21 protein-coding genes and 1 pseudogene are annotated in these 24,285 nt (G+C 73.6%); 4 read left to right on the forward strand and 18 right to left on the reverse strand.

All coding sequences use genetic code 11. From position 1 onward, the window contains the following. Positions 1-141: 141 nt before the first annotated feature. Positions 142-1,509: an outer membrane protein assembly factor BamB family protein gene (locus tag ACSIH6_RS04330; RefSeq protein ID WP_435106801.1), complete on the forward strand. Its 1,368-nt coding sequence runs from the start codon at positions 142-144 to the stop codon at positions 1,507-1,509. A 68-nt stretch (positions 1,510-1,577) separates the two neighbouring features. On the opposite strand, the gene ACSIH6_RS04335 is transcribed toward ACSIH6_RS04330, so the two are convergent. The 4 genes from ACSIH6_RS04335 to folP all read right to left on the reverse strand — a co-directional run bounded on the left by ACSIH6_RS04335 (position 1,578) and on the right by folP (position 6,576). After that, positions 1,578-3,941, reverse strand: a complete 2,364-nt coding sequence (locus tag ACSIH6_RS04335; protein WP_435106803.1) for a hypothetical protein — start codon at positions 3,939-3,941, stop codon at positions 1,578-1,580. A gap of 261 nt (positions 3,942-4,202) precedes the next feature. After that, positions 4,203-4,976: a pyrimidine reductase family protein gene (locus tag ACSIH6_RS04340; RefSeq protein ID WP_435106805.1), complete on the reverse strand. Its 774-nt coding sequence runs from the start codon at positions 4,974-4,976 to the stop codon at positions 4,203-4,205. Then, entirely contained in the window at positions 4,958-5,704 is a 747-nt protein-coding gene (locus ACSIH6_RS04345) for a class III extradiol ring-cleavage dioxygenase family protein (RefSeq protein WP_435106807.1), read from the reverse strand. The genes ACSIH6_RS04340 and ACSIH6_RS04345 overlap by 19 nt, the downstream gene beginning before the upstream one ends. An 11-nt stretch (positions 5,705-5,715) precedes the next feature. Next, on the reverse strand, positions 5,716-6,576 hold the full coding sequence (gene folP, locus ACSIH6_RS04350; RefSeq protein ID WP_435106809.1) for a dihydropteroate synthase: 861 nt from the start codon (positions 6,574-6,576) through the stop codon (positions 5,716-5,718). Positions 6,577-7,271: 695 nt separating this feature from the next. Between folP and ACSIH6_RS04355 the strand changes: the two genes are divergently transcribed. The 3 genes and pseudogenes from ACSIH6_RS04355 to ACSIH6_RS04365 all read left to right on the forward strand — a co-directional run bounded on the left by ACSIH6_RS04355 (position 7,272) and on the right by ACSIH6_RS04365 (position 10,621). Further along, positions 7,272-8,174 (forward strand): hypothetical protein, encoded by a 903-nt coding sequence (locus ACSIH6_RS04355; RefSeq protein WP_435106811.1) that lies wholly within the window; start codon positions 7,272-7,274, stop codon positions 8,172-8,174. A 270-nt stretch (positions 8,175-8,444) separates the two neighbouring features. Continuing rightward, a complete protein-coding gene (locus ACSIH6_RS04360; protein ID WP_435106813.1) occupies positions 8,445-9,353 on the forward strand; it encodes a TetR/AcrR family transcriptional regulator in 909 nt (302 codons plus the stop codon). 15 nt (positions 9,354-9,368) lie between these two features. Beyond that, positions 9,369-10,621 (forward strand): annotated as a pseudogene (locus ACSIH6_RS04365) (FAD-dependent oxidoreductase). Positions 10,622-10,693: 72 nt separating this feature from the next. Here ACSIH6_RS04365 and ACSIH6_RS04370 read toward each other — a convergent pair. From ACSIH6_RS04370 to ACSIH6_RS04435, 14 genes are all read right to left on the reverse strand, one after another. After that, entirely contained in the window at positions 10,694-11,713 is a 1,020-nt protein-coding gene (locus tag ACSIH6_RS04370) for a glutathione S-transferase family protein (protein ID WP_435106815.1), read from the reverse strand. A 121-nt stretch (positions 11,714-11,834) separates the two neighbouring features. Continuing rightward, positions 11,835-15,191 carry an OmpA family protein gene (locus ACSIH6_RS04375; RefSeq protein WP_435106817.1) on the reverse strand — a complete coding sequence of 1,119 codons (3,357 nt, stop codon included), beginning with the start codon at positions 15,189-15,191 and terminating at the stop codon, positions 11,835-11,837. Between the two features lie 16 nt (positions 15,192-15,207). Next, positions 15,208-15,609, reverse strand: coding sequence for a TadE/TadG family type IV pilus assembly protein (locus ACSIH6_RS04380; RefSeq protein ID WP_435106819.1), 402 nt, complete (start codon positions 15,607-15,609; stop codon positions 15,208-15,210). Beyond that, positions 15,606-16,040 (reverse strand): TadE/TadG family type IV pilus assembly protein, encoded by a 435-nt coding sequence (locus ACSIH6_RS04385; protein WP_435106821.1) that lies wholly within the window; start codon positions 16,038-16,040, stop codon positions 15,606-15,608. The genes ACSIH6_RS04380 and ACSIH6_RS04385 overlap by 4 nt, the downstream gene beginning before the upstream one ends. Then, positions 16,037-16,363 carry a TadE/TadG family type IV pilus assembly protein gene (locus tag ACSIH6_RS04390; RefSeq protein WP_435106859.1) on the reverse strand — a complete coding sequence of 109 codons (327 nt, stop codon included), beginning with the start codon at positions 16,361-16,363 and terminating at the stop codon, positions 16,037-16,039. Before ACSIH6_RS04390 ends, ACSIH6_RS04385 begins: the two co-directional genes overlap by 4 nt. Before the next feature lie 38 nt (positions 16,364-16,401). Then, positions 16,402-16,572: a hypothetical protein gene (locus tag ACSIH6_RS04395; protein ID WP_435106823.1), complete on the reverse strand. Its 171-nt coding sequence runs from the start codon at positions 16,570-16,572 to the stop codon at positions 16,402-16,404. Positions 16,573-16,599: 27 nt separating this feature from the next. Next, positions 16,600-17,286: a type II secretion system F family protein gene (locus ACSIH6_RS04400; RefSeq protein ID WP_435106829.1), complete on the reverse strand. Its 687-nt coding sequence runs from the start codon at positions 17,284-17,286 to the stop codon at positions 16,600-16,602. 203 nt (positions 17,287-17,489) lie between these two features. Continuing rightward, entirely contained in the window at positions 17,490-18,383 is an 894-nt protein-coding gene (locus ACSIH6_RS04405) for a type II secretion system F family protein (RefSeq protein WP_435106831.1), read from the reverse strand. Continuing rightward, entirely contained in the window at positions 18,371-19,729 is a 1,359-nt protein-coding gene (locus ACSIH6_RS04410; RefSeq protein WP_435106833.1) for a TadA family conjugal transfer-associated ATPase, read from the reverse strand. The genes ACSIH6_RS04405 and ACSIH6_RS04410 overlap by 13 nt, the downstream gene beginning before the upstream one ends. Further along, complete coding sequence (locus ACSIH6_RS04415) at positions 19,726-20,499, reverse strand: CpaE/TadZ family protein (protein WP_435106835.1); 774 nt, start codon at positions 20,497-20,499, stop codon at positions 19,726-19,728. The genes ACSIH6_RS04410 and ACSIH6_RS04415 overlap by 4 nt, the downstream gene beginning before the upstream one ends. Then, the gene (locus ACSIH6_RS04420; RefSeq protein WP_435106837.1) at positions 20,499-21,173 is read right to left on the reverse strand and encodes an SAF domain-containing protein; all 675 of its coding nucleotides are present in this window, start codon (positions 21,171-21,173) and stop codon (positions 20,499-20,501) included. The genes ACSIH6_RS04415 and ACSIH6_RS04420 overlap by 1 nt, the downstream gene beginning before the upstream one ends. A gap of 21 nt (positions 21,174-21,194) precedes the next feature. Continuing rightward, on the reverse strand, positions 21,195-22,058 hold the full coding sequence (locus ACSIH6_RS04425) for a hypothetical protein (protein ID WP_435106839.1): 864 nt from the start codon (positions 22,056-22,058) through the stop codon (positions 21,195-21,197). Next, positions 22,052-22,600, reverse strand: a complete 549-nt coding sequence (locus ACSIH6_RS04430; protein WP_435106841.1) for a hypothetical protein — start codon at positions 22,598-22,600, stop codon at positions 22,052-22,054. The genes ACSIH6_RS04425 and ACSIH6_RS04430 overlap by 7 nt, the downstream gene beginning before the upstream one ends. A 580-nt stretch (positions 22,601-23,180) precedes the next feature. Then, on the reverse strand, positions 23,181-23,750 hold the full coding sequence (locus tag ACSIH6_RS04435; protein WP_435106843.1) for a DeoR/GlpR family DNA-binding transcription regulator: 570 nt from the start codon (positions 23,748-23,750) through the stop codon (positions 23,181-23,183). Between the last annotated feature and the right edge of the window lie 535 nt (positions 23,751-24,285).

Below are 24,285 nucleotides of genomic sequence, written 5' to 3' on the forward strand. Positions count from 1 at the left end.
GCGCGGCGCCTCCGTGCCGCCCCAACCCGCCGACCGCGAGGAGCGCCGGTAACCGCGCGGCTGCGCCCCAGCAGACGGGCGGTGTCCTCGGCGCGTAGGGGCCCGCGGGACGGGACGGGCCGTCCCGCTACGATGCGGCGCATGCGTTCCCCCTCCCACACCGCCCCGGTGCTCGCCCTCGTCTGTGCCCTCGCCCTCTCCGCCTGCTCGGCGTGGGGCGAGGAGGACACGCCCGAGCCCCCCGAGCCATCGGTGATCAGTCCCGACTCCGTCGTCGTCTGCCAGGAGACCGGCGACTGCGGACAGGCGGGGTCGGTGCGCTGGTCCCGGCCCTTGGAGGGCGACTTCTACCTGGAGCGGTTCGAGGACAGCGGGCCGTTGCTCCGGCCCGCCAGGCACTGGCTGGACTTCAGGTACCCCGACCCCGGGGCGGTGGAGGCCGACGGGGTCCTCTACCTGCACACGGCCGACACGATCGTCGCGGTGGACACCGCCACCGCCGCGACGCTGTGGACCGAGTCCGTGGGCGTCGACGTGTCGTGGTTCCGGCTGGTCGGATCGACCCTGGTGGTAACCCCCGTCGAGGGCCAGGGCCAGGTGGACGCGCTCCGTTTCCTGGAGGTGGACCGGGACGGAGCCCGGGCAGTGGAGTCGGACCTGCCCGAGGACCTCGATCACGAGGCTGTCCTGGCCAGCGACGACACACACCTGGTCCTGAGGGAGGCGCTGCCCCACGACAGCGAGGACGACCCCCGCCACTTCCTGGTCGAGGCGGCCACCGGCCAGGTCGAGTGGTCCGCGCGGCTGGCCCCCTGGGGCTCCCCCGCCGTGGCTGACGAGACCCTGTACCTGGAGTACTCCCCCGAGGACGAACCCTCCTACGTCACCGCGGTGGTGGACGGGGAACAGGTCGCGGAGTTCGAGATCCCGGAGGAGCCCGGGCCGGGCAGTGAGCTGTGGGCCGTCCCCGACGGTCCGCTCCTGTTCGACACACCCGGCTGCGCCTCCGAGGAGGAGGGCTGCGAGGAGAAGCGGATCACCGCCGTCGACCCCGCCGACGGTGAGGTGCTGTGGACCCATGCGGTGCCCGGAGAGGTCGTCTCGGTCTCCGAAGGGCGGGACCCCCGGGTGTTCGTCCACGACGAGGACGGCTACCGGGCTCTGGACGCCGACACCGGCCGGGTCCTCGCCGAAGACGGTGAGATCGACGCCGCCAGGCTCCTGACCGAGTACGGCGCCGAGCGACAGGAGCTGGACGGTGAGACGCACATGACCCCGCAGGCGTACAACCTGCTCCCGGTCCGGCCCACCGGCCCCGGCGTGGACATCGACCCGCTGGAAGGGCTGGCCGCGGGAGCCGGGCACCTGACCGCCTACCCCGGGCCGGACGGCGGTGTCGTCGGCGTCTACGCGGGCTGTGCCCCGGACGGACTGCGCCCACCGGCGATGGACGCGCCCACGGGCGCCACCACATGCGTCAGGCCCCGCCTGTTCGCGGTGGACTACTGATCCGGACACGGGTGCGGCCCCACGTCCGCATGGCGTGGGGCCGCACTGTCCATGGCGCGGTGGGGTCCTTACCGCCCGGCCCCGCACAGGGGCTCCGCGCAGCGTAGGTAGCGCGCCTCGGACTCGATGTCGACTCCGCCCATGAAGCGGTGGCTCACCTCCCCGTCCGCCCACAGCATGTGCGGACGGTCCTGGTCGTCCAGGGCCAGCGCGGTCAGGCTCGGTTCCGCCTCCGTCAGCTCCAGCAGCGGGGCCGAGGAGGTCCGCGAGCAGTCGCGGTCCAGGCAGGACAGCAGCACCAGCCGCTCCCGGGGGAAATCGGGGGTGAGCAGGTGGACCCGGTCACGGGAGTCCACGGCCAGCCCCGGCACCGGACGCGCCCAGCCGGTTCCGGTGACGGCGGTGTCGGTGAACTCCGAGCACAGCGCGTCGTGGCAGTCCACCAGGTGCGCCCGGCCGCCCTGGGGGTCCCGGTAGGCCAGGACCGGGGTGCCGTCGGAACGCAACTCCACCCGGGCCCCGAACCGGCTCCGCAAACGGCTGTCGTGCTCGCCGTAGAAGCGGTCCCCGTGGATCCGCGTGATCTCCGGCTCCGTGCACGCCCGCTCGGCACAGGCCACCAGGGACAGCGATCCGCGGGCGGTGTCGGTCACGGCCATCGCGTACCCGCCCCCTGGGTAGGCGGCCAGGGCCAGGAACTCGCCGTCGGTGAGGAAACCACCGGCGGCCATCTCCGGAGGGAACAGGACCACCTCGGGGTCGGCGCAGGCGATGTCCCCGCACAGGTGCAGGCGCAGCCCGCCCCGGTCCTGCTCAAGGCCCACACCGAGCTCCGGCGGGTCGTAGCGCTTGACGGAGGAGGCCACCAGCAGGCGCCCGTCGGCCAGTGGGGTGACCGCGGAGGCGACGTGGTGTTGACTCTCCGGGTACGGGCGGACCAGGGCCTCCTCATCGGGGTTTGCGCATTTTGTGATGTCGGCGCAGGAGAGCAGGTAGAGCCCCGAGTCCGGGTGCGGGGCGTAGCGGTCCGCCTCCTCCTCCACGTCCTCGTGCTCGTACTCGCGCCAGACGGTCCACAGGGCGCCGCCGTCCACGACGCGCACGCCGTCACCCATCCAGCTCCGCTCGCCCTCGGCCACGACACGGCATCGGGGGTCGCACACCTCCATGTTCACGTAGCTGGTCGCGATGCCGAGCAGTGCGCCCTCCCCGGTCGGTTCCAGGCTCACCGAGAGTTCGTCGCCGTCGACGCTGGCGACCGGGTGGGCGCCCATCTCCGGCAGCCCGAACGGGTTGGCTTCCAGAAGGCCGGGGCCCAGCAGCGGGATGCCGAACACGGCCAGGGCCAGGGCGGGGACCAGGACCAGCCGGGGGCCGCCGAAGACCGAGTCGGAGGAGCGTCCGGACACGGAGGCCGTGGCCTCGGGCAGGTGCTCACCGGCCCGGACCAGGTCCACATCGCGCACGGTCGGATGGACCACGTACCGCACCCCCGCGTACGTGGCGCCGCCCGGTACGCGGTCCCGGCCCGGTGCGGTGTAGGGGCTCTCGAAGTCGCAGTAGGCCACGGGGGCGCAGCCCAGGAGCAGCGACAACGGGGCCACCACCAGGCCGGCCAGCAGGGTGACGGCCAGCAGCGCCGGGCTGCCGTCCGCGAGGTCCGTCCACCGCGGCAGGGCCCGTTCCAGAACCGTTCCGGCCAGCACCGACACCCCGTAGGAGAGACCGACGAGGAGCAGGTGGACGCCGACCCTGTGCCGCGCCAGGCGGCAGGCCTCCAGCAGGGCCCGGAAGGGGCCGTGCCCCTCCACCAGGGCCAGCGGCAGCGACACCGTCAACGGGACCAACACGGTCAACAGCAGTCCCAGGAGCAGGATCGCGGTCAGTACCGGCGGCCAGTCCGAAGTCAGGGCCCACAGGTAGAGCGCCAGGAAGCCCGACACCAGGACGGCCAGCAGCAGGACCCAGGTCAGAACGGTGAAGTAGCGTCGCCGCGCCCCCTGCCAGGCCTGGCGCGGTGAGATCCGTCGGCCGAGCAGGGCGGCGGTTCCCAGGAGGACGGAGCCCCCCAGGGAGAACGGCGCGACCGCCAGCCCGAGCAGCGCGACGACCCCGGTGGCGGCAACGAGGGCGGGGGCGAGCGGGTCCGCGGCGGACTCCAGCAGGCCGTTGAGGTAGGCGCCGTCACGGGCGGGCGCCACCACCAGGGCCTGGCTCAACAGCGTGACCGGGAGCGCGGGTAGGGCCGCCACCACCAGCAGGGCCCACAACCGACGCGCGTAGGTGGCGAGCACCCGGACGAGCAGGGGACCCAGTTCCCTGTGCAGGACCAGGTCAGCCGGGGCCGCTGCGGCGCTTTCCTCTCCGGAGACGTCCTCGTGGGGACCGTTCCGCGCCTCCACCGCCGTGCCTTCGCCGTCCGGGCTGTCCATCGGTACCTCGTTTCCGTCACGTGTGCGACGGCAGACTACTGGCCGCGGGAACCGCGCTCGGCGCCCGGGCCGATGAGCGCGGAGGGGACGGCCGCACGAGCGCCTCGGCCGCCTCGGCGAGGGTCTCGTCCGGCTCCTCCTCCGGAGCGGACGAAGGGGCGTGCACGGCAAGCGGTCCGCGCCGACCCGGTGCGGCACGAACCCCGTTGTTCGGCCGCCGATCCGGGGCGCGCGGCAGGCGCTGGTCCGGCGGTCCGGCGGTCAGCCCCGCGGGCGCAGCCAGCGCTGGAGCAGGGTGCCCTCGGACTCGATGAGCACACCGGGCACGAGCGGCGCGTCGGCCGCCGTGCCGACCGCGACGCGCTGCTGGACTCCCCCGGCCATCAGCGGGACGACCGTCAGGCACATCTCGTCGAGCAGACCGGCGGCGGCCACGTCGGCCAGCAGGCGGGGCCCTCCCTCGCACAGGATCCGGGGCAGGCCGCGCCGGACCAGGGCGTCGACCGCGGCGCGCAGGTCCACGCGCTCGCGCCCGCACACCAGCACGCGGTCCTCGCCCAGGGTGCCGCGCGCCCGGTCCAGGGCCTCGTTCCCGGCCGTTTCGCAGGTCACCAGCAGCACCCCGCCGCCGTCCCCGGTCGGCTCGGCCAGCAGTGGTGGAACCCGTCCGGCGCCGCTGACCACGGCGATCTCGGGCCGCTCGGCGCGGCCCTCGGCGACGGCGCGGGCCGCCCGGTCGCCGGTACGTGGTCCCGCCCGCCGGTAGCCCGCCTCGCGCGCGGTTCCGGCGCCGACCAGGACCACGTCGGCCAGGTCGCGCAGGAGCGTGAACACCACCAGGTCGGCGGGGGTGTTGAGGGCTTCGGTGCGGCCGTCGTTCCCGGCCGCCGCCCCGTCCAGGCTGGCGACCATGTTGGCGCGCAGCCAGGGCCGGTCGGGGTAGGCGTAGAGCCGTTCCAGGGTGGGGGCGTCCAGGGCGTCGCCCGGGGAGGCCGCGCCGGGGGCGGCGTCGTTCATCAGCAGGCGCACGGCCACACCGCCACGTAGTACATGACCCCGAACGGGTCGTCGGCGTAGAGCACCCGCGGCCGCACCGGGCCGCCGCGGTCGGCGTCGGTGGCGGTGGCGGTGGCGTCAGAGGCGGTGGCGTCGGCGGCGAGCGCGTGCGCGTGCGCCATGACCTGGAGCGCGGCCCGACCCTGCGCCATCAGCTCGGCGGCCAGGGCCGGGTCCAGCCGGAGGAGGCCCTCCCGGTCGCCCTCGGACAGGCAGCGGCGGACCTCCTCGTCGAAGGCGAAGGCGCGCTCGTCCGGGTACACGAGGGCCCTGTCGCCGCGCCGGGCGCTGCCGTCGCCCAGGACGAGCAGGCCGATCCGCCCGGTGCGACCGGCGACGATCCGCCGCCCCAGTTCCTCCGCCTCGGCGGCGGAGGCGTCCCAGGCCACGCTGAGCATCTCCACGCGCCCGCGGTAGCCGACGGTGTCGAGCAGCCTTCGGGCCACGCCCAGGCTCGGCGGCAGGGTCCGCTCCCGGGGCACCCGCTCCCCCGTTCCGCCGAACTCGCGGACCGGCGCGAGCGCCTCGGTGTGCTCTCCGGAGGCGTCGTGCCCGCCGACGACCACGAGGACGTCCGGTTCGGCCGCGGCCAGGGCCTCCACCGCCGACGCGCACTCCTGGCGCAGTTCGGCGAGCGGGTCCAGACCGCCGCCGAGTTCGCGCAGGAGCAGCGGCGGGTGCGGACAGACGGCGGTTGCGACGATCACGCTTTCCTCCCTCACACCAGTCCCCGGACGGCCCGCGCGGGGGGACGGACCCCGCGGATGCTGGCGACCATGTCCAGCGTCTGCCGCGTCTGGGCCACCTCGTGCACGCGGTAGACCTGCGCCCCGTGCCAGGCGCACACGGCGGTCGCGGCGAGCGTGCCGGTCAGGCGCTCGCCGACGGGCAGGTCCAGGGTCTCGCCGACGAAGTTCTTGTTCGACAGCGACACCAGGACCGGTCGGCCGGTGGCGGTCATCTCGTCCAGGCGCCGGGTCAGCTCCAGCGAGTGCCAGGTGTTCTTGCCGAAGTCGTGCGCGGGGTCGATGATCGCCGACGCCGGGTGCACGCCGAGGGAGACCGCGCGCTCGGCCAGGGCGACCGTGTCCTCGACGGCCGAGCGCACCACGTCCTCGTAGCGCGTGCGGTGCGGCGGGGTGCGCGGGGCCACGCCGCCGGTGTGGGTGCACACCAGGGCGGCGTCGAACTCGGCGGCGACCTCGGCCAGCTCCGGGTCGTACCCGCCCCAGGCGTCGTTGAGCAGGTCCGCGCCCGCCTCGCACACCGCCCGGCCCACGGACGCGCGCCAGGTGTCCACGCTGATCACCAGCTGGGGGAACTCGGCGCGGACGGCGGCCACGAAGTCGACCACGCGGCGCTTCTCCTCGTCGGCGTCGACCGGCTGGCCGTAGCCCGCCGTGACGCCGCCGATGTCCACGATGTCGGCGCCCTCGGCCACGACCCTGCGCACGCGTTCGAGGGCGGGACCGTCGTCCCAGGTGGCACCGTTGTCGTAGAAGGAGTCGGGGGTGCGGTTGACGATCGCCATGACCAGCGTCGTGCCCGCGTCGTACTCCCGACCGCGCAGTCTCAGCACCGGCCGCTCACTTCTCTCTGTCTCCCTGTCGGCGTCGGACCGGCCGCTCGACCGGCGGGGCGAGGGCGGCGGCGGTCGCCGGTGTCCGCACCGGCTCCCGCGCACGGGACCTCCCCCAGCGGCCAACACTAGGGCACGTCCGTCCGCGGGGGTCCGGCGACGCGTTCTTGCCCGCGCGGTGTGCGCACGGCTCCGGCGGGCGCGGCTCTCCCCGCCGACAGCGCGTTCGGGCGATGGCCGTTTACGGCCACGGGCGGAAAAGGAGGTGCCGTCCGGGTTACCGTCGCCCCAGGTGTGTCCCCCGAGGAGGATGAGCGCTCGCGATGGGCGAAAACGAGGAGAAGAAATCCGGCGAACAGCCGCCGGGCCCCCTGCGGCCGCCCCCGTCTCCGCCGCCGCTCTCTCCCCCGCGCCCACTTGCGCCCCCGCACTCACCTTCGCATCCGCGTGACCTTCCTTCCCGTGCCCTGCCCACGCAACGCCCGCTTCCGCCCCCGCGTCCGCTTCCGCCGAGGGGGAGTCCGTCACCCCCGCCTCCACGCAGGCCCCGACGCGGGTCCCAGGCCCCGCCTCCCCGGGGACCGCGCGGACGGCGGCGGGAGCGGCCCGGACCGGACAGGCCCTCGTTCTTCGGCATCCTGGAGCAGCGGTACTTCCCCGAGGGCCGGGGCGCGTCGCGGCGGACGCGTCTGGGCGTGTGGGCGGTCGCTCTCGTGCTGTTGGCCGCGGTCAGTCTGGGCGGCTACGCGGCGGCCTACGCCTACGACCTGTGGTCCACCGAGTCGCTGGTCCGCGAGCAGCGGGCGGCCGAGGTCGAGGTGGACCAGGAGAGGGCGCCGTTCACCAGTTCCGTCACCTACGACACGTCCGTCCCCCACAACTTCAAGATCGTCCTGGACCGGCCCCTGACGGCGCGGGAGGCGGAGACGCTCCAGGCCACCCCGTCCGAGGACGTGTGGGACCTCCTCCAGCCCCTGGGCGGGCGGTTGGTCCGTTACGGCAGCAGCCTGAACACGGAGTCGCCGGACGCATGGGACTGGCACAGGTCGGGAGGCGACCTGCCCGACGCGACCGTGTTCACCATGAACCTGCTGTCCACGCGCACCTCCCAGCTGAGCATCGTGGACATGACCCCCGTCAACGTCTCCTGCTCGGAGCCGACGGCCGTCACCGTCGTGGAGTTCCCGCCGCAGGGCGAGGCGGCGTATCCGGGCGTGATCGTGGACCTGGCCGAGGACGACCCGGAGCTGTACATCTCGGATGAGGGGCCCGATCAGGGGCAGCGGTACTTCAGCCGCAGGCGGATCGACCTCGGCGGCGGGCTGGACCCGGGCGGGCTGCGGGTGGAGGCCCTGGTGGGCGACCGGTCCTGCGAGTGGGAGATCCGGGCGCGCTACACCGACGCCCGGGAGAACACCGACGAGGTCGTCCTCCGCGACGGCGACCAGCCCTTCTTCGCCGAGGCGCTGCCCGCGCGGCCCCAGCAGTACTGGATGGCGGGTGCCCTGTTCGCCCACCCCGACGGAAGCTCCTTCATGCCGTGCCACGAGATGCGGAGCGAGCCCGTCTGCGCGGACAGTCTGGGGAGCACGAGCTAGCCCACGCCCTTCACCACCGCAGGTCAGGGCCACTCGCGTCACACCAGCACCGCTTCCGGCCAGCCCACCAGGAGCTCCCCGGACCGGTCAGAGCCACACGGGCCGAACCGGCTCCGGTGGAATCCGGTCAGCCCCGGTCGGTCCGGGTCGGCTCGGACTGGCCCCGGTCGGCTCCGGTCGGCTCGGGTCGGCTCCGGTCGGCTCCGAGATCCCGCGCCATCGGGAGTTCCGCTCTTCTCTGACACTCGATTACGTGTTACCTTTATCAGGATGTCAGAGTTCAACAATCCACCGGTTCCGGCCGACCTCGTGAGCGCGGCGGTCCGCGCCTCGGAGAGCCTCGGAAAGGACGTGGCCGACGTGTCCCTGATCGCCATCGCGGAGGAGGCGGGAGTCTCCCGCAGCACCCTCCTGCGCCGTGTGGGGGGCTCGCGCCAGGCCCTGGACGAGGCGGTGCGCGCCTCGGGCGTGGACCCGGGCGGGCAGCGCCCCGTCCGGGAGCGCGCGGTCGAGGCCGCGGGCGGCATCATCAGCGAACAGGGCCTAGCCGCGGCGACGCTGGAGGCGGTCGCCGCCTCCGCCGGGTGCTCGGTGCACAGCCTCTACGCGGCCCTCGGCGGCCGGGATGAGCTGCTGCGCGCGGTCTTCGAGCGCTACAGCCCCATCCTGGACCTGGAGACGGTCCTCACCGGCACGACGGAGGGACTGGACGCGCAGGTCCGGGCGGTCTACCGGCTGATGGGCGACGCCTTCAGCCGCGAACCCCGGGTGCTGCCCGCCATGCTCGCCGACGTGTTCACCCGCCCCGAGGGCCCCACCTCCGACCTGCTCGTCCGGCTCTTCTTCCCCCGCATGCTGGCCGGGCTGGGCGGATGGCTGGCCGGGGAGGTGGCCGCGGGCCGGATCCGCGCCCTGCCGGTCCCCCTGCTCACCCAGCAGATGCTCAGTCCGATCGCCGTGCACTGCATGCTGCGCCCGGCGCTGGACAGAGTGGAGGGCGTGGAGTTCCCCGAGGTCGAGGAGGTCGGCGCGGTGTTCGCCGAGTCCTTCCTGCGTGCCTTCGCGACCGACCCGAACGGCGGGGAGCCCGCACCGGCCCGCCGCCCGACATCCGGCGCGGGGCCCGGAGGCACGGTCCCCGGCCAGGACACCCCGAACGCATCACCGGAATCGCCATGAGTGAGCGGAGTTGCCATGAGTGAACGCACGAGCGAGCGTACGACCTGCGTGGTTGTCGGCGGCGGCCCCGCCGGAATGGTGCTGGGCCTGCTGCTGGCCCGGGCCGGTGTGGAGGTCACCGTGCTGGAGAAGCACGCCGACTTCCTGCGGGACTTCCGCGGGGACACCGTGCACCCCTCCACCCTGGAACTGCTGGAGGAACTGGGCCTGTACGAGCGCTTCGCCCGGCTGCCGCAGAGCAGGCTGGACGAGGCGGCCTTCCCCCTGGGCGGGGCCGCAGCGTGACCATCGCCGACTTCCGCAGGCTGCGGGGGCTCGCCCACCCCTACATCGCGATGGTCCCGCAGTGGGACTTCCTCAACCTCATCGCCGAGGCGGGAAGCGAGGAGCCGACCTTCACGCTGCGGATGGACACCGAGGTGACGGGGCTGTTGCGCGAGTCCGGCCGGGTAGCGGGCGTGCGCTATCGGAGCCTCGACGGCGACGGGGAGATCCGCGCCGACCTGACGGTGGCCTGCGACGGGCGGTGGTCGCTCGTCCGCCGCGCGTCGGGCCTGGTGCCACGGGAGTTCCCGGTGGGGATCGACGCGTGGTGGTTCCGCCTGCCCCGCGAGGCGGTGGACCGCGCGACCCTGACCCCGCGCGCGGGCCTGGGCAGGTTCGCCCTGGTCATCCCGCGCGAGGGCTACCTCCAGATCGCCTACATCGGGCGCAAGGGCGCCGACCCCGAGCTGCGCGCACGCGGGATCGGGGCCTTCCGGCGCGACCTCGCCGAACTCATGCCGGAGCTGGCCGACCGGGTGGGGGCCCTGCGTTCCATGGACGAGGTCAAGCACCTGGACGTGCGGGTCAACCGGCTGCGCCGCTGGCACGTGGAGGGCCTGCTGTGCATCGGCGACGCGGCCCACGCGATGTCACCCGTCGGGGGCGTGGGCATCAACCTCGCCGTACAGGACGCCGTGGCCGCCGCGACGCTGCTGGCCGGGCCGCTGAAGAGGCGCTCGCCCACCTCCCGCGACCTGGCCGCGGTGCGCAGGCGGCGGATCGTGCCGACGGTCGCCGTCCAGACGCTCCAGCGCCTCATGCACCGGGGGCTGGCCGAGCCGATCGTCAGGGGTGAGCGGCAGGGCCCGCCCAGGCCCGTGCTGGCGGCCCTGGACCGCGCGCCCTGGCTGTCGTTCGTGCCCGCCTACCTCATCGGCAAGGGCCTGCGCCCCGAGCACATACCGGGCTTCGCCCGCCGCGGCCCCGCACGGGCGGCCCGGTAGGGGCGGCGGGGGCCACCCCCTCCGCCGCCGCAGGTCAGAACCCTGGTGTCACAGCGCACCGGGAACCGGGGGTCAGGACAGGTCGGGGACGCGCTCGCCGACCGGGACCGGCCCCGGGGCGGTACCGGAGCCGAAGGGGCTGCCGCCCAGTTCCTCGCGGTGGTGGGGGGTGAGCCAGCCGCGCGGATCGGGTCCGGCGGCGATGATCCGCGTCGGGTTGATTCCCGTGTGGACCCAGTAGTAGTGGATCCGGACGTGGTCGAGGTCCGTGGTGTCGCCGAACCCCGGCGTCTGGAACAGGTCGCGGGCGTAGGCCCACAGCGCCGGGTACTCCGACAGCTTGCGGATGTTGCACTTGAAGTGGCCGTGGTAGGCGGCGTCGAAGCGCACCAGGGTCGGGAAGAGCTTGATGTCGGCCTCGGTGACGGAGTCCCCGACCAGGTAGCGCCGACCGGTGAGGCGCTCCTCCAGCGCGTCGAGCCTGGCGAAGACGGCGGCGACCGCGGCGTCGTAGCGCCTCTGGTCCGGGGCGAACCCGGCCCGGTACACGCCGTTGTTGAGGTCGGTGTAGACCTCCCGGGACAGGGCGTCGATCTCGTCGCGCAGCGCGGACGGGTACAGGTCCGGGGCGCCGTCCCTGACCAGCCCGTCCCACTCGGTGTCCATGTCCCGGACCAGCTGGTCGAAGTCGTTGGTCACCAGGTGGCCGCTCTCCACGTCGACCAGGCCGGGGACGCTGACCCCGCCGTCGTAGCCGGGATCGCGCGCCAGGTAGGCCTCGCGCAGGGCGTGGATGCCCAGGACGGGGTCCCTGTCGCCGGGGCTGCCGGTCTCCTCGGTGAACACCCAGTGCGGGTCGCCCTCGATGATCTCCTGGCGGGGATCGGTGACGGCCAGGGAGACGGCCTGTTCCAGGCCCATGAGCCTGCGGGTGATGACGACCCGGTGCGCCCAGGGGCAGGCGCGGCTGACGACCAGGCGGTAGCGGCCGGGCTCGGCGCGGCGGCCGAAGCGGCCGTCGGCGGTGACCCGGTCGGCGAAGGCCGCCGGGTCGCGGGTGATCTCCTCGGTGGGAATCCGGTTGGCCCTCATCTGCGGCCCTCTCGTCACGCTGGCGGGACGCGGCCGGAGCCGCGCACACTGTCCGTGCAGTGTACGAAGCCGACTCCGGCCGTCCGCGTTACGACACCTGGGGGCGGGGGTGGGACCTGGGTCAGGAGTTGTCCCGGGGACGCCAGGTCCTTCCGCGGCCCGCCTTCTTGGGCTTGCGGAGCAGGGGCCGGGAGGACTGGGCCTCGTCCGACTTCCCGCCCTCGGCGTCCGGCACGGGGTGCTCGGCGACGGCTCCGGCAGGGGCGGTGGCGTTCCTGCGTTCCGCCCTGCTCCTCCTCTCCAGGCGCTCCGCGCGGCTGGTGGGGCCGTCGGAACGGTCCGCCCCGGACTTCGCCGCGCTCTGGGCGCGGGCCCGCTCGGGGCGCGCGGGCTGGTCTGGGCGTGCGGGCTGCTCGGGCCGTCCCACCGGAGCGGACGGGGCGGACGGAGCGGACGGGGTGGACGGAGCGGCCGGGGTGGACGCGGCGGCCGGGGTGGACGGGGTCTCGTTCGGCTTCGGAAGACGGGAGCGCACGGCACGCTTGGCGGCCTTGCGGACGGGGACGGCCTCCTCTTCCTCGGAGGTCCGCTCCTGCTGGGGAGGCACCGTGCGCGCCTGCTGGGACGGGCGTTCCGCACGGGCGGGAGAGGCGACCACCGACGGAACCGTGCCCGTGCTCGGACGTCCGGGTGCGGGCCTCGCGGGGGCGGGCTCGGGCTCACGCTGCTCGGGCTCGGGGCGCTCGGCGGCGGGTCTCGCGGGAGCGGTCTCCTCCGGCTGCTCCGTCTGCGCCGGGGCGGTGACCTGAGCGGACTCGCCCTTCCGGAACGGGGACTGCTCGGGTGCGGTCTCCTCGGACGCACGCTGTTCCTGGGTCGCGGACGGCGCTGGCGCGGACAGCTCGGAGGCGTACCGCTCGGCGGAGGGCCGTTCGGACGCGGCCGCCACGGGGGCGCCTTTCTCCTGGGCGCGCCGCTCCGGCGCACGCTGCTCGGACACGGGCCCCTCGGTGGCCGCCTTCCCCGGAGCGGGTTCGGAGGCGGCGGGCCGCGCGGACTCGGACGGTTCTGTCACGGCCTCCCGGGACTCCGGCTCCTCGGGAGCCGTCTGCGCAGCGGCGGAGGGCTCGGGCTTCGCCTCCTCGGCGGCGGGCGGCCCGACCACGGCCTCCCCGGATTCCGACTCCTCGGGAACGGGCTGCGCGGACGAGGACGCCTGCGTCGCGGTCTCCTCGACCGCGGACCGCTCGGCGACGGAGCGGTCCGACCGGACGTCCGACCACGCGGGGGTCTCCGGCACGGCCCCGGACCGCGCCGTGTCGGTCAGCTCGGCCTCGGACCACACGGCACCGGCCCGCTCGGGTACGTACGGCGCGGCGTCGGCCAGCTCAGGTGCGGCCAACTCGGCCTCGGGCTGCGCGGTGTCGGCCTTCCTGGCCGTGCGCGCGTCGGTCTCCCAGAAGTCGGTGTTCCAGACGTCGGCGTCCCAGAAGCCCTCCTCCGAGGCATCGGCCTCCCGAGCCCTCTTGGTTCCCCTGGTCCTCTTGGCCTTCGCGACCGTCTCGGCCTTCTGCTCCTTCTCCTCGCTCACAGCCGTTTCAACCGACTCGGTCGACTCAACCAACTCGGTCGACTCAGCCGCCTCCATCGCTTCGTTCGTCTCCACCGCCTCCGCCGTCTCAGCGGCAGCCTGCTCCCCCAGGGCACCGAGGAACGGTTCCGCGAAGGAACCGGCCTCCTCCGACGCGCCCTCCGGGACGGCCTCCCTGTTCGACACCCGGTCGGCGTTCTCCTCCAGGGCGGGCGAGGAGTGGCGGTAGGCGCGGACGGCGTCCATGACCTCCTCGGCGGTCGCACCTGGCCAGGAGCAGTGGAAGACCGGGTTGAGCGGAGGACTGGTCTCGGTGATGAGGCCGTCCTCCTCGATCACGCAGCTGCCGCCGAGCGGCCAGCGGCCCAGGATCACGGCCGTGATGCCCTGCTGCTGCCCGTGCAGCAGCAGACCCGACAGCGCCGTCTCGTGCTCGGAGGTGGGCGAGGTCACCAGGGCCAGGGGCGTGTGCGGTCGCTCTCCCTGCTCCTCGGCGATCTGGTGCAGCTCGCGCTGGAGGAGCGTCAGGGCCTCCTCCATCGTGCCGACCATCCGCACGGGTTCGCAGGGGTGCGCGCGCAGCAGGTCGCGGCCCCGGTCGCCCACCAGGCGGGAGGCGTCGGTCTCGGTGAGCAGCACGCGCACGGCGTCGTCGTCGAGGCGGTCGAGCGCGTTGACGATGAGGCGCCGGGCGGCCCCGGCCGCGCCCGGACCGGTGATGCCGAGGCCGGGGACGTGGTCGAGTTCCACCGTCACCCGGTCGTCGATGTCGTCCCCGGGGGTGGGCCGGGGCGGCGGGGCGGTCAGGGCCAGGCGACGGGGCGCCCTCGACAGACGGGGCAGGCTCAGGCTGACGCCGGGCACGCGGACGCCCCGCTTGCCCAGCAGGTATCCCCCGGCCAGGCCCGCGAACGCCACCGCTCCGGTGACGGCGCCGTCGGGGATCTCCACGACCAGCACGTTCTCGCCGTCCTCGGCGGCTTCGGCAGCGGCGGCGGCAGCGGCCTCCACCGGCTCGGTTGTCTCGTCGGCGGCAGCGGACTCGTCGGCTCCGGCCCCGGCAGCGGGGGCCTCGGCCTCGGCGGCCATCACACGCGACTGGAGGGAGGTCGGCTGCGGGACGACGGTGTAGGTGACCTCGGCCCTGCGCTGGGCGGCGGCGCCGCCCTCACGGGGCTGCTCGGAGCCGACACCGTCCACCGTCATCTCCGGGGCGTCCTCGCCCAGGACCTCGTCGAGGTGGTCGGCGACCGCCTGGGCCCGGCGCTCGGACAGCTCCTGGTTGGTCTGGACGGTCCCGCTGGGGTCGGTGTGACCGGTGATGCGCACGGGCGTTTCGGCGTCGCCGTAGGAGTCGATCATGTCCGCGATCGGCGCGAGGTCGTCGCGCATCTGCTCGGTGAGCTCGGCCGAGCCGACACCGAAGCCGGAGACGGTGCGCACCCGCTCGACGGGCTGCGCGGACGGGGCCTCCTCGGGGGCGGGGGCCGCGTCGGCGTCCTGCTCCCCGTCCGCCTCCCGGTCCTCCTGGGTGGTGACGGTGTCGGCGAACGCGGTGGCCGGGGCGACCGCCACGGTTCCCACGGCGGCGGCCGCCACCACCTGGAGCGGTCCCAGGGGGCGCAGCCTGCGGGGCATGCCGCGCAGGCGGGCGAAGGTCTCCACGACCAGTCCCGCCGCGTACAGGCCCCACAGGACCCACAGCACGGTGATCAGCAGGGCGGTGAACACACCCGGCGGCAGACGCCAGCCGCGCAGGTGCGCCGCGGCCACGGCCCAGGAGTCCGGCAGTTCCGGCCAGGGCAGATGCGACAGGAGCAGGTAGGGGATGCCGAGCAGGATCGCCGCTGCGAGCAGGAGGGCGCTCAGCCGTCGGATCTGGGTCATGTCCGCCTCACTGGAGCTAGGGAGTCGGCTGGGTGTGGGGACGTGCGGTGGCCGTGGCGTCGACGGTGGTCGAGCCCATCGGTAGGAGGGTGAAGGAGTAGTCCACCGAGCAGGTCACGGTCACGGTGTCGCCGCTGACCGCGACCGTCCCGGTGGCACCGGCGGCGCTGAGGAAGGACTGCGCGGCGGCGGAGGCCGCCGAGGGGTCGAGGGCGACCTCGCTCGTGCCCTCGCGGTAGGAGGCCCAGTCGAGCTGTTGGACGCCCGCCCGAGCGGCCTCCTGGGCCAGGGTGGCGGCCTCGTTGCGGGCGCGCAGCACTCCGCCGCCGTCGGTGACCAGGCCCAGGCACAGGATGAAGGCCGAGGCCAGGATGGCGACGAACGCCGTGGTCTGGCCCCTGTCGTCCGTGCGTCTCACGACTGCCCCCTGAACGTGTCGACGACGACCGTGGCGTCCCCGGTGATCGTCAGGGTTCCGGGGACGCCCAGTCCGGTCAGGCCGCTCAGCCCGACGCGGCACTCGACCACGGCGGTGACCGCCCCTCCGGGGGTCAGTCCGCCGTGGTCGAGGGTGACGGAGTGGTCGCCGCAGACCAGGCCGTTCTCAGCGAGGGAGCTCGCGGCGGTGCCCGAGGCGGCAGCCTCGGCGGCGGCAACGCTGCGTTCGAGGGAGGCCGCCCGGGCGGCGGAGTGCGCCACCTGGTCGGCGGTGGAGTTGGCGTCCGCCACCCTCCCGGCGAGCACCATGAGAAGTGCGAACGCCAGGAGGGCGGGGGTGAGGAGTACCAGTTCCACCGAGGCCGAGCCACGGTCTCCCTGAGCCGCTTCGGCGGGCTGTCGAGGACTCACGGGGCGGCCTCCGCAGGAACGAAACGCTCCACGGGTGCGGTGACCTCGTGGCCCACCGGCCAGCTGAGGCCGGGGATGATGCTGGGCACCTCGGCGTCCACCACCACGCGTACCTCCTCCGCACTGCGGTTGACGGACACGTCGAGGCCGGAGAGGAAAGAACTTCCCCCTCCCTCGGCCACCGACGTGCCGCCGCCCGCGGTGCGCGACTGCTCCGCGGTTCTGCGGGCGACGTCGGCGACGACGTGGTCACCGTGCATCCACAGGGCCGTCTGGACGACGAGCAAGACCAAGAGCAACAGCACGGGTGCGGCCACGGCCAACTCTGCGCTGCCACGATCGTCCCGGCGAGGACGATCCGTCACTCCGCGAGAATGCCGTCGATGCGGCTGTTGACAGCCGTGCCGATGGCAATGGTCGCCGTAAGGGCGAGGCCCACAAGCACCGCAGTGATGATGACCGTCTCGGTCGAGTAGCCGTCGTCCCTGCGGCTGAACAGCAGGGAGCTGAGGTAGGCGGTGATGCGCTGCATCAGGGGTCTCCAGGGTGGGTCGGATTCTCATGCGCTGAACAGGATGTGACTCATCGCTGGGTAGCCCAGCAGGGCCAGGAAACCAACGAAGAGCAGGACCACTGGCAGGCTCATCCGCTCGGTGGCGGACTGTGCCTCGGCGTCCATCTCGGACAGGAACTGGGTACGCAATGTCTTGGCTTTGGAGGCCAGGGAACTGCGGATACGCGCGCCGTCGGCCCCGGCGAGCTGGAGGCTCGCCGAAAGTTCGGCGAACTCGGGGGTGTCGTAACGCTCGCCGAGTTCGCGCAACGCGATCCAGGGTGGCTGGCGCATGAGCACGGCCTCACGCAGACTTTCCCGAATACGGGCCATAGCCCATCCGTTGCCCGCCGCTCCCGCGTCGGCGAGAGCGCCGTTGACGCCCGCTCCTCCGGCCAGGGACACCACGACCAGGTCGGCGAAACTCGCTAGGGCGTGGCGCATCCGCTTCCGGCGTTTGTTGGCCTCATCACGCAGAGACAGGTCTGGGGCGGACCAAGTACCGAGGGCGAACAGCACCCACATGACCACGGCCACGGTGGCGGACGGCAGAATCCCGACCAAGGAGAGCATTCCACCCAACAGTGGGGGAAAAGCCAGTCCCAGCACCAGAGCAGCGAACTTCTCAGCGAGGTAGGAGGCCGGTTCGCGCTCACATACCCGCAGGTTGCGCCGTGTGCGGGGGCCCGGCATCCCGAAGCCTTCCAGAAGAGGAGCACCGAACTTTCCCAGGCGCGTCAGTACCCCGGTGTCAGGACCTGTGACCATGACGGGCCTGGGAGGAGGCGGAGCAGCCAGGCGTTCGGCGAGCGTAGGTCGGGCCCAACGGGCGGCGAAGAGCGCCCACAGAGCGAGTCCGAGTGCGGCACCCGCAAGGGCTGCGGCCAGGGCGGGGGTCATCGGGCGGCCTCCGAGGTACGGGCGGGGGAAGGCTCAGGGGCGAGCACCCGCGGCCCCAAGTCGAAACGGGACATGCGGGACAACCAGACCAGTGCCGCAGCCCACAAACCACCGATACCCGCGAGTACCACCTGCCCGACGAAGCCGTCGAACGGTTCCAGGTAGTCGGGGTTGGTTACCAGTAGGAACGCGGCCATACCCACTGTCGTACCGACGATGATCCGGGTGGAGGTGCGCAACCGCGCACGACTCGCCGCCACGCGCACGAGCATCGCCGCCTGTTCCCGAGCGGCCTCGGACAAGGTTCCCAGCAGAGTGCCCAGGTCGGTGGCGTGCCGGGTTGCCGCAGTGGTCAGAGCAGCGGCCACCAGATCAGCGGTGGGGTTGTCCACCTCGTCAGCGAAGGCCCGCAAAGCCCCCTGCGTGGGCTGACCGGCCCGCAGACGCTCCGCCAGATGAGCAACGGCGTCCCGCACCGGCTCGGGCGCGATGGGCACCGTGGCGGCGACCGCCTGGTGCAGACCGGCGGCACCGGCCATCAGGTCGCGCAGCATCTCGGTCCAGGCCGCGACGGCCTCGACCCCCGCCACCTGTTTCTCGTGACCGCGGTCGGGCCCCAGCACTGCCGGGCCCCACCAGCAGCCAGCGGCGGCGAGCACACCGGCCACCGGCCATCCGGTGACGAACCAGACGAGCAGGCCGCCGACGATCGCCGCGACCAACCGCAGCGGTCGTTGCTGACCGAACAGAAGCGCCCGCCACTGCGGAACCCGTGAGGTACGCGAACCACCACCGGACGCGGCCAGCGACGCCAGGGCCAGCCACAGCCCCGCACCGAGCAGAACGCCAGCGGCGGCGACAAGAAGCACAGGGGTCGTCACCGCGCCCACCCCACCGTCTCCGGGCTCAGCATCGCGGGGTCGAACCCGGCCTCGGCCAGGGCGTCGAGCGTGTTGGGGCTGGGCGGCGCCGCGGGCAGGATCCCGTTGCGGTCGCGCCGGTAGACCTCGTTGGACACCACGCTCTGCCCCTCGGCGCCCACCACCTCGCGCACGCTCGTGACCATGCGCCCGCCCGTGGGCAGCGCCGACACGTGCACGACCAGGTGCACGGCGGCGGCCACCAGGGACGCGGTGGCGTCCAGGGGCAGGCGCTCGGCGGACTGGGCGGCGTAGGCGCCCAGCTTGGTGAAGGCGCCCGCGGAGTTCGCGGCGTGCAGGGTCGTGAGGCTGCCGTCGTTGCCCTGGCTCATGGCGTTGAGCAGCGGGACGGTCTCGTGTCCGCGCGTCTCACCGACGATGACCCGGTCGGGCGACATGCGCAGGGCCGTGCGCACCAGGTCGGCGATGGTGATCTCGCCGACGCCCTCGACGTTGGCCGGTCGGGCCTGGAGGGCGACGCAGTCGGGGTGGGCGTCGCGGTCGCGGTCCAGCCCCAGTTCGAAGACGTCCTCGATGGTGACGAGGCGTTCGTCGACGGGGATCTCGGCGGCCAGGGCGCGCAGCAGGGTGGTCTTGCCCGCGCCGGTGCCGCCGGTGATGACCATGTTGCGGCGGGAGCGCACCCCCGCGCGCAGCAGGGCGACCAGGGTGTCGTCGATCGTGCCCAGTTCGTGGAGCTGACCCAGGGTGGTGCGGCCGTAGCGGTGGCGTCGGATGGACACCGAGGGCTGCCGGGCGACCTCCATGACGGCGTTGAGGCGCTCGCCGCCGGGCAGCTGCATGTCGAGGATGGGCGCCCCCGGGTCGAAGCGACGCTCCCCCGTGGCCGACTCCGACGCCAGGCGCCGGACCAGGGCGACGACCTCCTCGGGGTCGTCGAAGAGGGAGTCGTGCCGCTCGCGGCTGCCGTCGGCGCGGCGCACCCACACGTGCACGCCGTTGATGTTGATGTTCTCGATCCCGGGGTCGTCCAGGAGGGGCTGGAGGGGGCCGAGCCCGCACACCCGGGCCAGGGCGCCCGCGGCGACGGAGGCCTCGGTCGTGGCGTCGAGCACCTGCCTGCCCTCGGACAGGGCGCGGCTCGCGTCCTCGTCGAGGATCTGGGCGATGACGCGTTCGGCGCGGGCGCGGTACTCCTCGGGCGTGTCCTCGGGTTGGCCGCGGGTCTCCTCGCTGAGCCGCCGGGTGGCCTCGGTGACGGTCCGCTCCACGCGGTCGGCCACGGTGCGGGTCCGGTCGGTGTCCAGGAAGTAGCCGTCGGTGATGTCGTATCCGACGTCGTGTCCGCTGCTCATGCGTGGACTCCCGTCGCCTGGGGCGCGGGCGCCGGGGCTTCGGCCTCATCGGCCTGGTCAGCGGGACGAAAGTCCTCGGCGAGATCCTTCGCCAGGCGCGCCGCCGCCTTGAGCAGGGGCCTGCGCTGCGGCTTGCGCGGGTTGGCCTCCCCGCGCAGGAAGGCCACGGAGCGCGCGTCGGCGGGGAGCCGCCCCCACACACCCGGGCCTAGGGCGCCCTCGATCTCGCGGACGCTCCCGGTGCCGCCGACGACGACGGTGCGCAGGCGCGGCAGGCTGCGGGTCAGGGCCTCGGAGGCCTCCTTGGCCCGGCGCAGCTGCGCCAGGTCGTCGGCGACGAGCAGCAGGGCCTCGTCGGCCCACGTGGCCAGTGCGGCGGCGGCCGCGCCGGGGGTCAGGCGGCCCAGGTCCAGGACGACCGCGGGCCCGTCGGCGGAGACGAGCACGCCGGGGTTCTGGGAGAGCAGGCGCACCGCGCCCTCGGCGCGGTCGGCGGTGACGGGCGCGTGGCACACGGACAGCCCTCCGGGGAGGACCTGCGTGTGCGCGCCCAGATCGGCGGAGGCTCCGCCGTGCCGGGCGGCGGCGGCCAGACCGGTCAGGCCGGGGTCCGGCTGGAGGCGGCGCCAGGTGGCCACGTCGCCGCCGGAGGCGTCGGTCTCCACCAGGACGGCCCCGGCCTCGCCGGGCCAGACCGCGGCCAGCGCCATGGCCGCGCAGGTGACGCCGGGTGCTCCGCCCAGGGAGAAGAGCGCCACGGTCCGGGGCATCACGCGCCTCCCCGGGGGTTGACCTGGACGACGCTGACGCGTTCGACGGCGGCGGCCGAGGCGATGGCGGCGGCGTCGGCGGAGGACGCGACGAGTTCGAGTTCCACCGAGCCGTCCTCGGCCGCGGAGGGCTGGACGTCCCGCACGAGCGCGCGGTAGGCCTCGACACCGCCGCCGGTGGCGCCCTCCTCGGGGTGGACCACCACGGAGACCGCGGCGCCGGGGCCGATCGAGGCGGGGAAGCGGCCCACGCGCAGGGCCACGCCGAGCACGGCGCGGTCGCGCTCGGGGAAGGCCGCCTCGGCCCCCAGGGCCGCCTCGGGGAGGAGGCCGCCCTCGGTGACGGGCACGGTGAGGGTCTGGCCGACGGTCGCCTCCAGGCGCTCTTCGCCGACGAAGGAGACCCCGTCTGCGACGGAGATCCGCGCGACCCGCAGGTCCTCCGCGGCCACCACGTGGCCCGCGGGCAGGTCGCCGTCGGCGACGAGCACCCCCTGCCGGTCGTCCATCTGCTCAAGGGCCACAACGCCGCTCAGACCGCCCGCGGTCATCATGCCCAGGGCCAGGACCAGCCACCGCCAGCGGCGGGGTCCGCTGCCCAGGAGCCGCACCGGAGGGGTCTCCCCCTGCCGCGGAGAGGCCGCGGGAGCCGGTGCCGTCTTCGTGTCCACCACGTCTGTCGTCTTCTTTCGCTGTTAGCGGTTGCCTGTGCCGGTGACCAGGCCCTGGGATTCGGCCACCTGGAGTTCGACCTGCGAGGTCGTGCTGAGCGGGTCGAACTCGCCCGTCGCGCCCTCGGCGAACTCGCCCTCGGTGATCTCCCAGCCCACGTTCCATCCGACCTGGACGGTGACGGGGTAGGAGCCGCCGGGCTGGCCGTCGGAGGGCAGGGTGTAGACGTGCCCGCAGTCGGGGGAGGCCGATTCGGGGTCGTGCACGGCCGGGTCGAAGGGGGTTCCGGGGCCCTCGCAGCGGATCTGCGTGCCGTCGCCCAGGGTCCAGACGGTGGAGACGGGGTTGGCGGTGACCGTGAAGGAGGAGTCCCGGAGTTCGGCGGAGGCCTCGGTGACCTCCCAGTCCTGGGACTCCACCCACAACCACACGGGGGTGTTGACCAGGACCAGGGAGTCGCTGCCCGGGGAGGTCTCGATCCGGGGCGGGGGCAGTTCGAAGGAGGCCATGGCCTCCTGGAGGGCGGTGACCATGTCGGTGCCCTCCTCCCCCTCCTCCCCCTCCTGCTCGTAGTCGATGGACTCCCAGTCGATGGCGCCCCAGTCCACCTGGGACCAGTCGATCGCGTCCCAGTCGACGTGGGCGTAGGGGTCGTCCTGGGCTCCGGAGCCGCCGGAGTCCTCCGAGCCGCCGGAACCGCCGGAGCCCTGTTGGCCCGACTGGCTCTGCCACCAGCGCAGCAGGATGGAGCAGCCGTTGCCGCCCGAGCTGCCGCACTCGATCTGGCCGAGGAAGGAGCCGTCGTCGGCGTGCGCGGGGGTGGCGGCTCCGGCCGCCAGCAGGGTCAGTACCGCGGCGGTGGCCGCGGGTCGTACGAGTCTCAGCATGATCCCGCTTCCCAGATCCTGAGGTCGGACACGCGCCAGGCGAGTCCGTCGTGAATGAGTGTGGCCTCGACGAGGCGCGGGCCCTGCCCTGGGGAGGAGCCCATGCCGAGGTTCCAGCCGGAGTCGTCGAGGCAGTCGTCAACCGTCGCGCTGTCGGGTCCCTCGACAGCGGCGACAGGGTCGAGGACGGGTTCGCCGGCGACCTCCCCACCGGAGGCGCGGGCCCCCTCCAGGGCCGCGCTCATGAGGGCGTACGCGCCGCCCACGGCGTAGTCCTGGAGTTCGGAGGGAACCTCGCCGCCCTCGTGGGAGGCGGCCACGACCGTGTCCCACATGCCGGTGTAGGCGGCGAGCGCCGCGGCCTCCTCGTCGCTGGACGGGGCGGCCGGGGGACTCGGTGCCGCCCCCGCCTCGGAGACCGCGTCCTCGGAGCCTGCGTTCTCGGAGGATGAGCAGCCCGCCGCCAGGGCGAGGACCGCGCAGCATCCCGCGGCCGCGGCGGCGCGTAGGACGGCGCCGTTTCTGCTCGCGGCTGTCGTCATCGGTGCGTTCTCCACTGCCATGGAAGGGGAGGGGTGGTGCAGCATGGCGGAACCGACCCGGTGAGCGGGCCCTTTCCCTTCCGACGAGGGGCGGGGGCGGTCTCCTGCGCCCGGGAGGTCACGGGACCGGACGCGGGGGCCGTTGAGCGGACGGACGGAGGAGGGGGTCCTCCGCCCGGGTTCGGGTCCGCCACGGGCCGGCGTGACCGGAGTCGCGCGGGGCGGAGCCCGAGGACTGACCGAAACCACGTGGTATTGGTTGGGTTTTATCTGTCCTTGCGTGAGCTTATAGAGAAGTCGTCTGCCGTAACAACCCCCCGTTCCCCTTCTGTGACTGTGACCCGGCCGAGCTTCCGGACATCAGCCTCACAGCAACCCGAGAAGACCACGCGCCCGCAGCCCTCCGCCAAACACACGCAAAACAACATCTGAACGACACGACGGTCGGGGCAGGTTTCCCCGCCCCCGCCCCGCGGGGGGCCGGAGACGAGGCGGGAGAGGCGCCGCGGTGTGGATCGCGACACACCCGTGGGCGGTCCGGACGCGTCCGGCAGCGAGCGCGTTCGGCGCCGGGCGGGGGTCAGACCACGAGCACGCGCGGGCCGCGTCCGCGCAGCCTCCGGACGTCGTCGGGGTCGGTGCCGGTGTCGGTGATGAGGCAGTCCACCTCGCGCAGCCGCGCGAAGCGGGCGATGCGGTCACCACCGATCCTGGTGTGGTCGGCCAGCAGCACGGTCCTGGCCGAGGCCCGCACCATGGCCTGCCTGGCCATCACCTCCGCGGGGTCGGCACAGGTCAGGCCGCGCTCGGGGGACACACCGTCGGCGACCATGAAGGCCACGTCGACGTGGAGCTGCTCCAACAGGCGCACGGAGGCGAGCGTGGTCCCGGCCGCCGCGCTCACCCGGCCTCCCAACAGGTGCACGGAGAGGTCGCGGCGCGAGGCCAGGCCCAGCGCGGCGGGAACCGAGTTGGTCAGGACGCTCAGCCCGCACCCGGCGGGCAGCAGCCACGCGATCCGCTCCGTCATCGGTCCGGCGTCGAGCATGACCACCCCGTCCTTCGGCAGTTCCGCCAGGGCGGCCCTGGCGATCCGGCCCTCGGCGGCCGAGAGCCGCCCCGTTCCGGACGGTTTCGTCGTGGCACTCACTCCCACTGCGCGCCTGACGACTGTGGTGCCACCACTGAGACCACTCACAAGGTCCTCCGATCCGTCGATGGTCAACCCCTTGTCCGAGAGGGCGACACGCCCCGGTCCGCCGCGCGAATCGGATCGGGTCCTCTGTTTCCTCACGGAGAGAACATCTCGGCCGAAGGGGAACGGTATGCGAATACCCCCACTGTTTGAGGAAAACCGTTGCGAAATGACAACGTGACCGCGCGTGGGGGAGCTCGGAGGAGAGGCCGCCGACCTGCGGAGCGGTGTCTCTGGAAGAGCGGACCGGTGCCGACCCCGAAGGGGATGCCCGCAGCCGGGCCACCTACCACAGTCGCAGGGCACGCAAGGCAACACACACGAACGCGAACGGAAACAGAAGGACAACTACTTCCACATCCGGGTGTACCGGTGCTACCTTCATCCCTTTCGCCGAGCAGCGGGCGGGGAGGAGGAGCAGGTATGCCGTTCGACGAGAACATGAGCGACTCCAGCCGCAAAGCGATCGAGGTCCTCACCGGCATCCCCA

The sequence above is a fragment of the Nocardiopsis synnemataformans genome, from assembly GCF_965343085.1.
In the GTDB taxonomy this organism is placed as follows: Bacteria; Actinomycetota; Actinomycetes; order Streptosporangiales; family Streptosporangiaceae; genus Nocardiopsis; species Nocardiopsis alborubida.

Bases quoted from the DNA above. Each gene is read 5' to 3' on its own strand.
- ACSIH6_RS04415 (WP_435106835.1), bottom strand. From the start codon at position 20,499: ATGCCCCGGACCGTGGCGCTCTTCTCCCTGGGCGGAGCACCCGGCGTC.
- ACSIH6_RS04395 (WP_435106823.1), bottom strand. From the start codon at position 16,572: ATGCAGCGCATCACCGCCTACCTCAGCTCCCTGCTGTTCAGCCGCAGG.
- ACSIH6_RS04430 (WP_435106841.1), bottom strand. From the start codon at position 22,600: ATGACGACAGCCGCGAGCAGAAACGGCGCCGTCCTACGCGCCGCCGCG.
- ACSIH6_RS04375 (WP_435106817.1), bottom strand. From the start codon at position 15,191: ATGACCCAGATCCGACGGCTGAGCGCCCTCCTGCTCGCAGCGGCGATC.
- ACSIH6_RS04335 (WP_435106803.1), bottom strand. From the start codon at position 3,941: ATGGACAGCCCGGACGGCGAAGGCACGGCGGTGGAGGCGCGGAACGGT.
- ACSIH6_RS04400 (WP_435106829.1), bottom strand. From the start codon at position 17,286: ATGCCGGGCCCCCGCACACGGCGCAACCTGCGGGTATGTGAGCGCGAA.
- ACSIH6_RS04410 (WP_435106833.1), bottom strand. From the start codon at position 19,729: ATGAGCAGCGGACACGACGTCGGATACGACATCACCGACGGCTACTTC.
- ACSIH6_RS04360 (WP_435106813.1), top strand. From the start codon at position 8,445: ATGTCAGAGTTCAACAATCCACCGGTTCCGGCCGACCTCGTGAGCGCG.
- ACSIH6_RS04330 (WP_435106801.1), top strand. From the start codon at position 142: ATGCGTTCCCCCTCCCACACCGCCCCGGTGCTCGCCCTCGTCTGTGCC.
- ACSIH6_RS04370 (WP_435106815.1), bottom strand. From the start codon at position 11,713: ATGAGGGCCAACCGGATTCCCACCGAGGAGATCACCCGCGACCCGGCG.
- ACSIH6_RS04425 (WP_435106839.1), bottom strand. From the start codon at position 22,058: ATGCTGAGACTCGTACGACCCGCGGCCACCGCCGCGGTACTGACCCTG.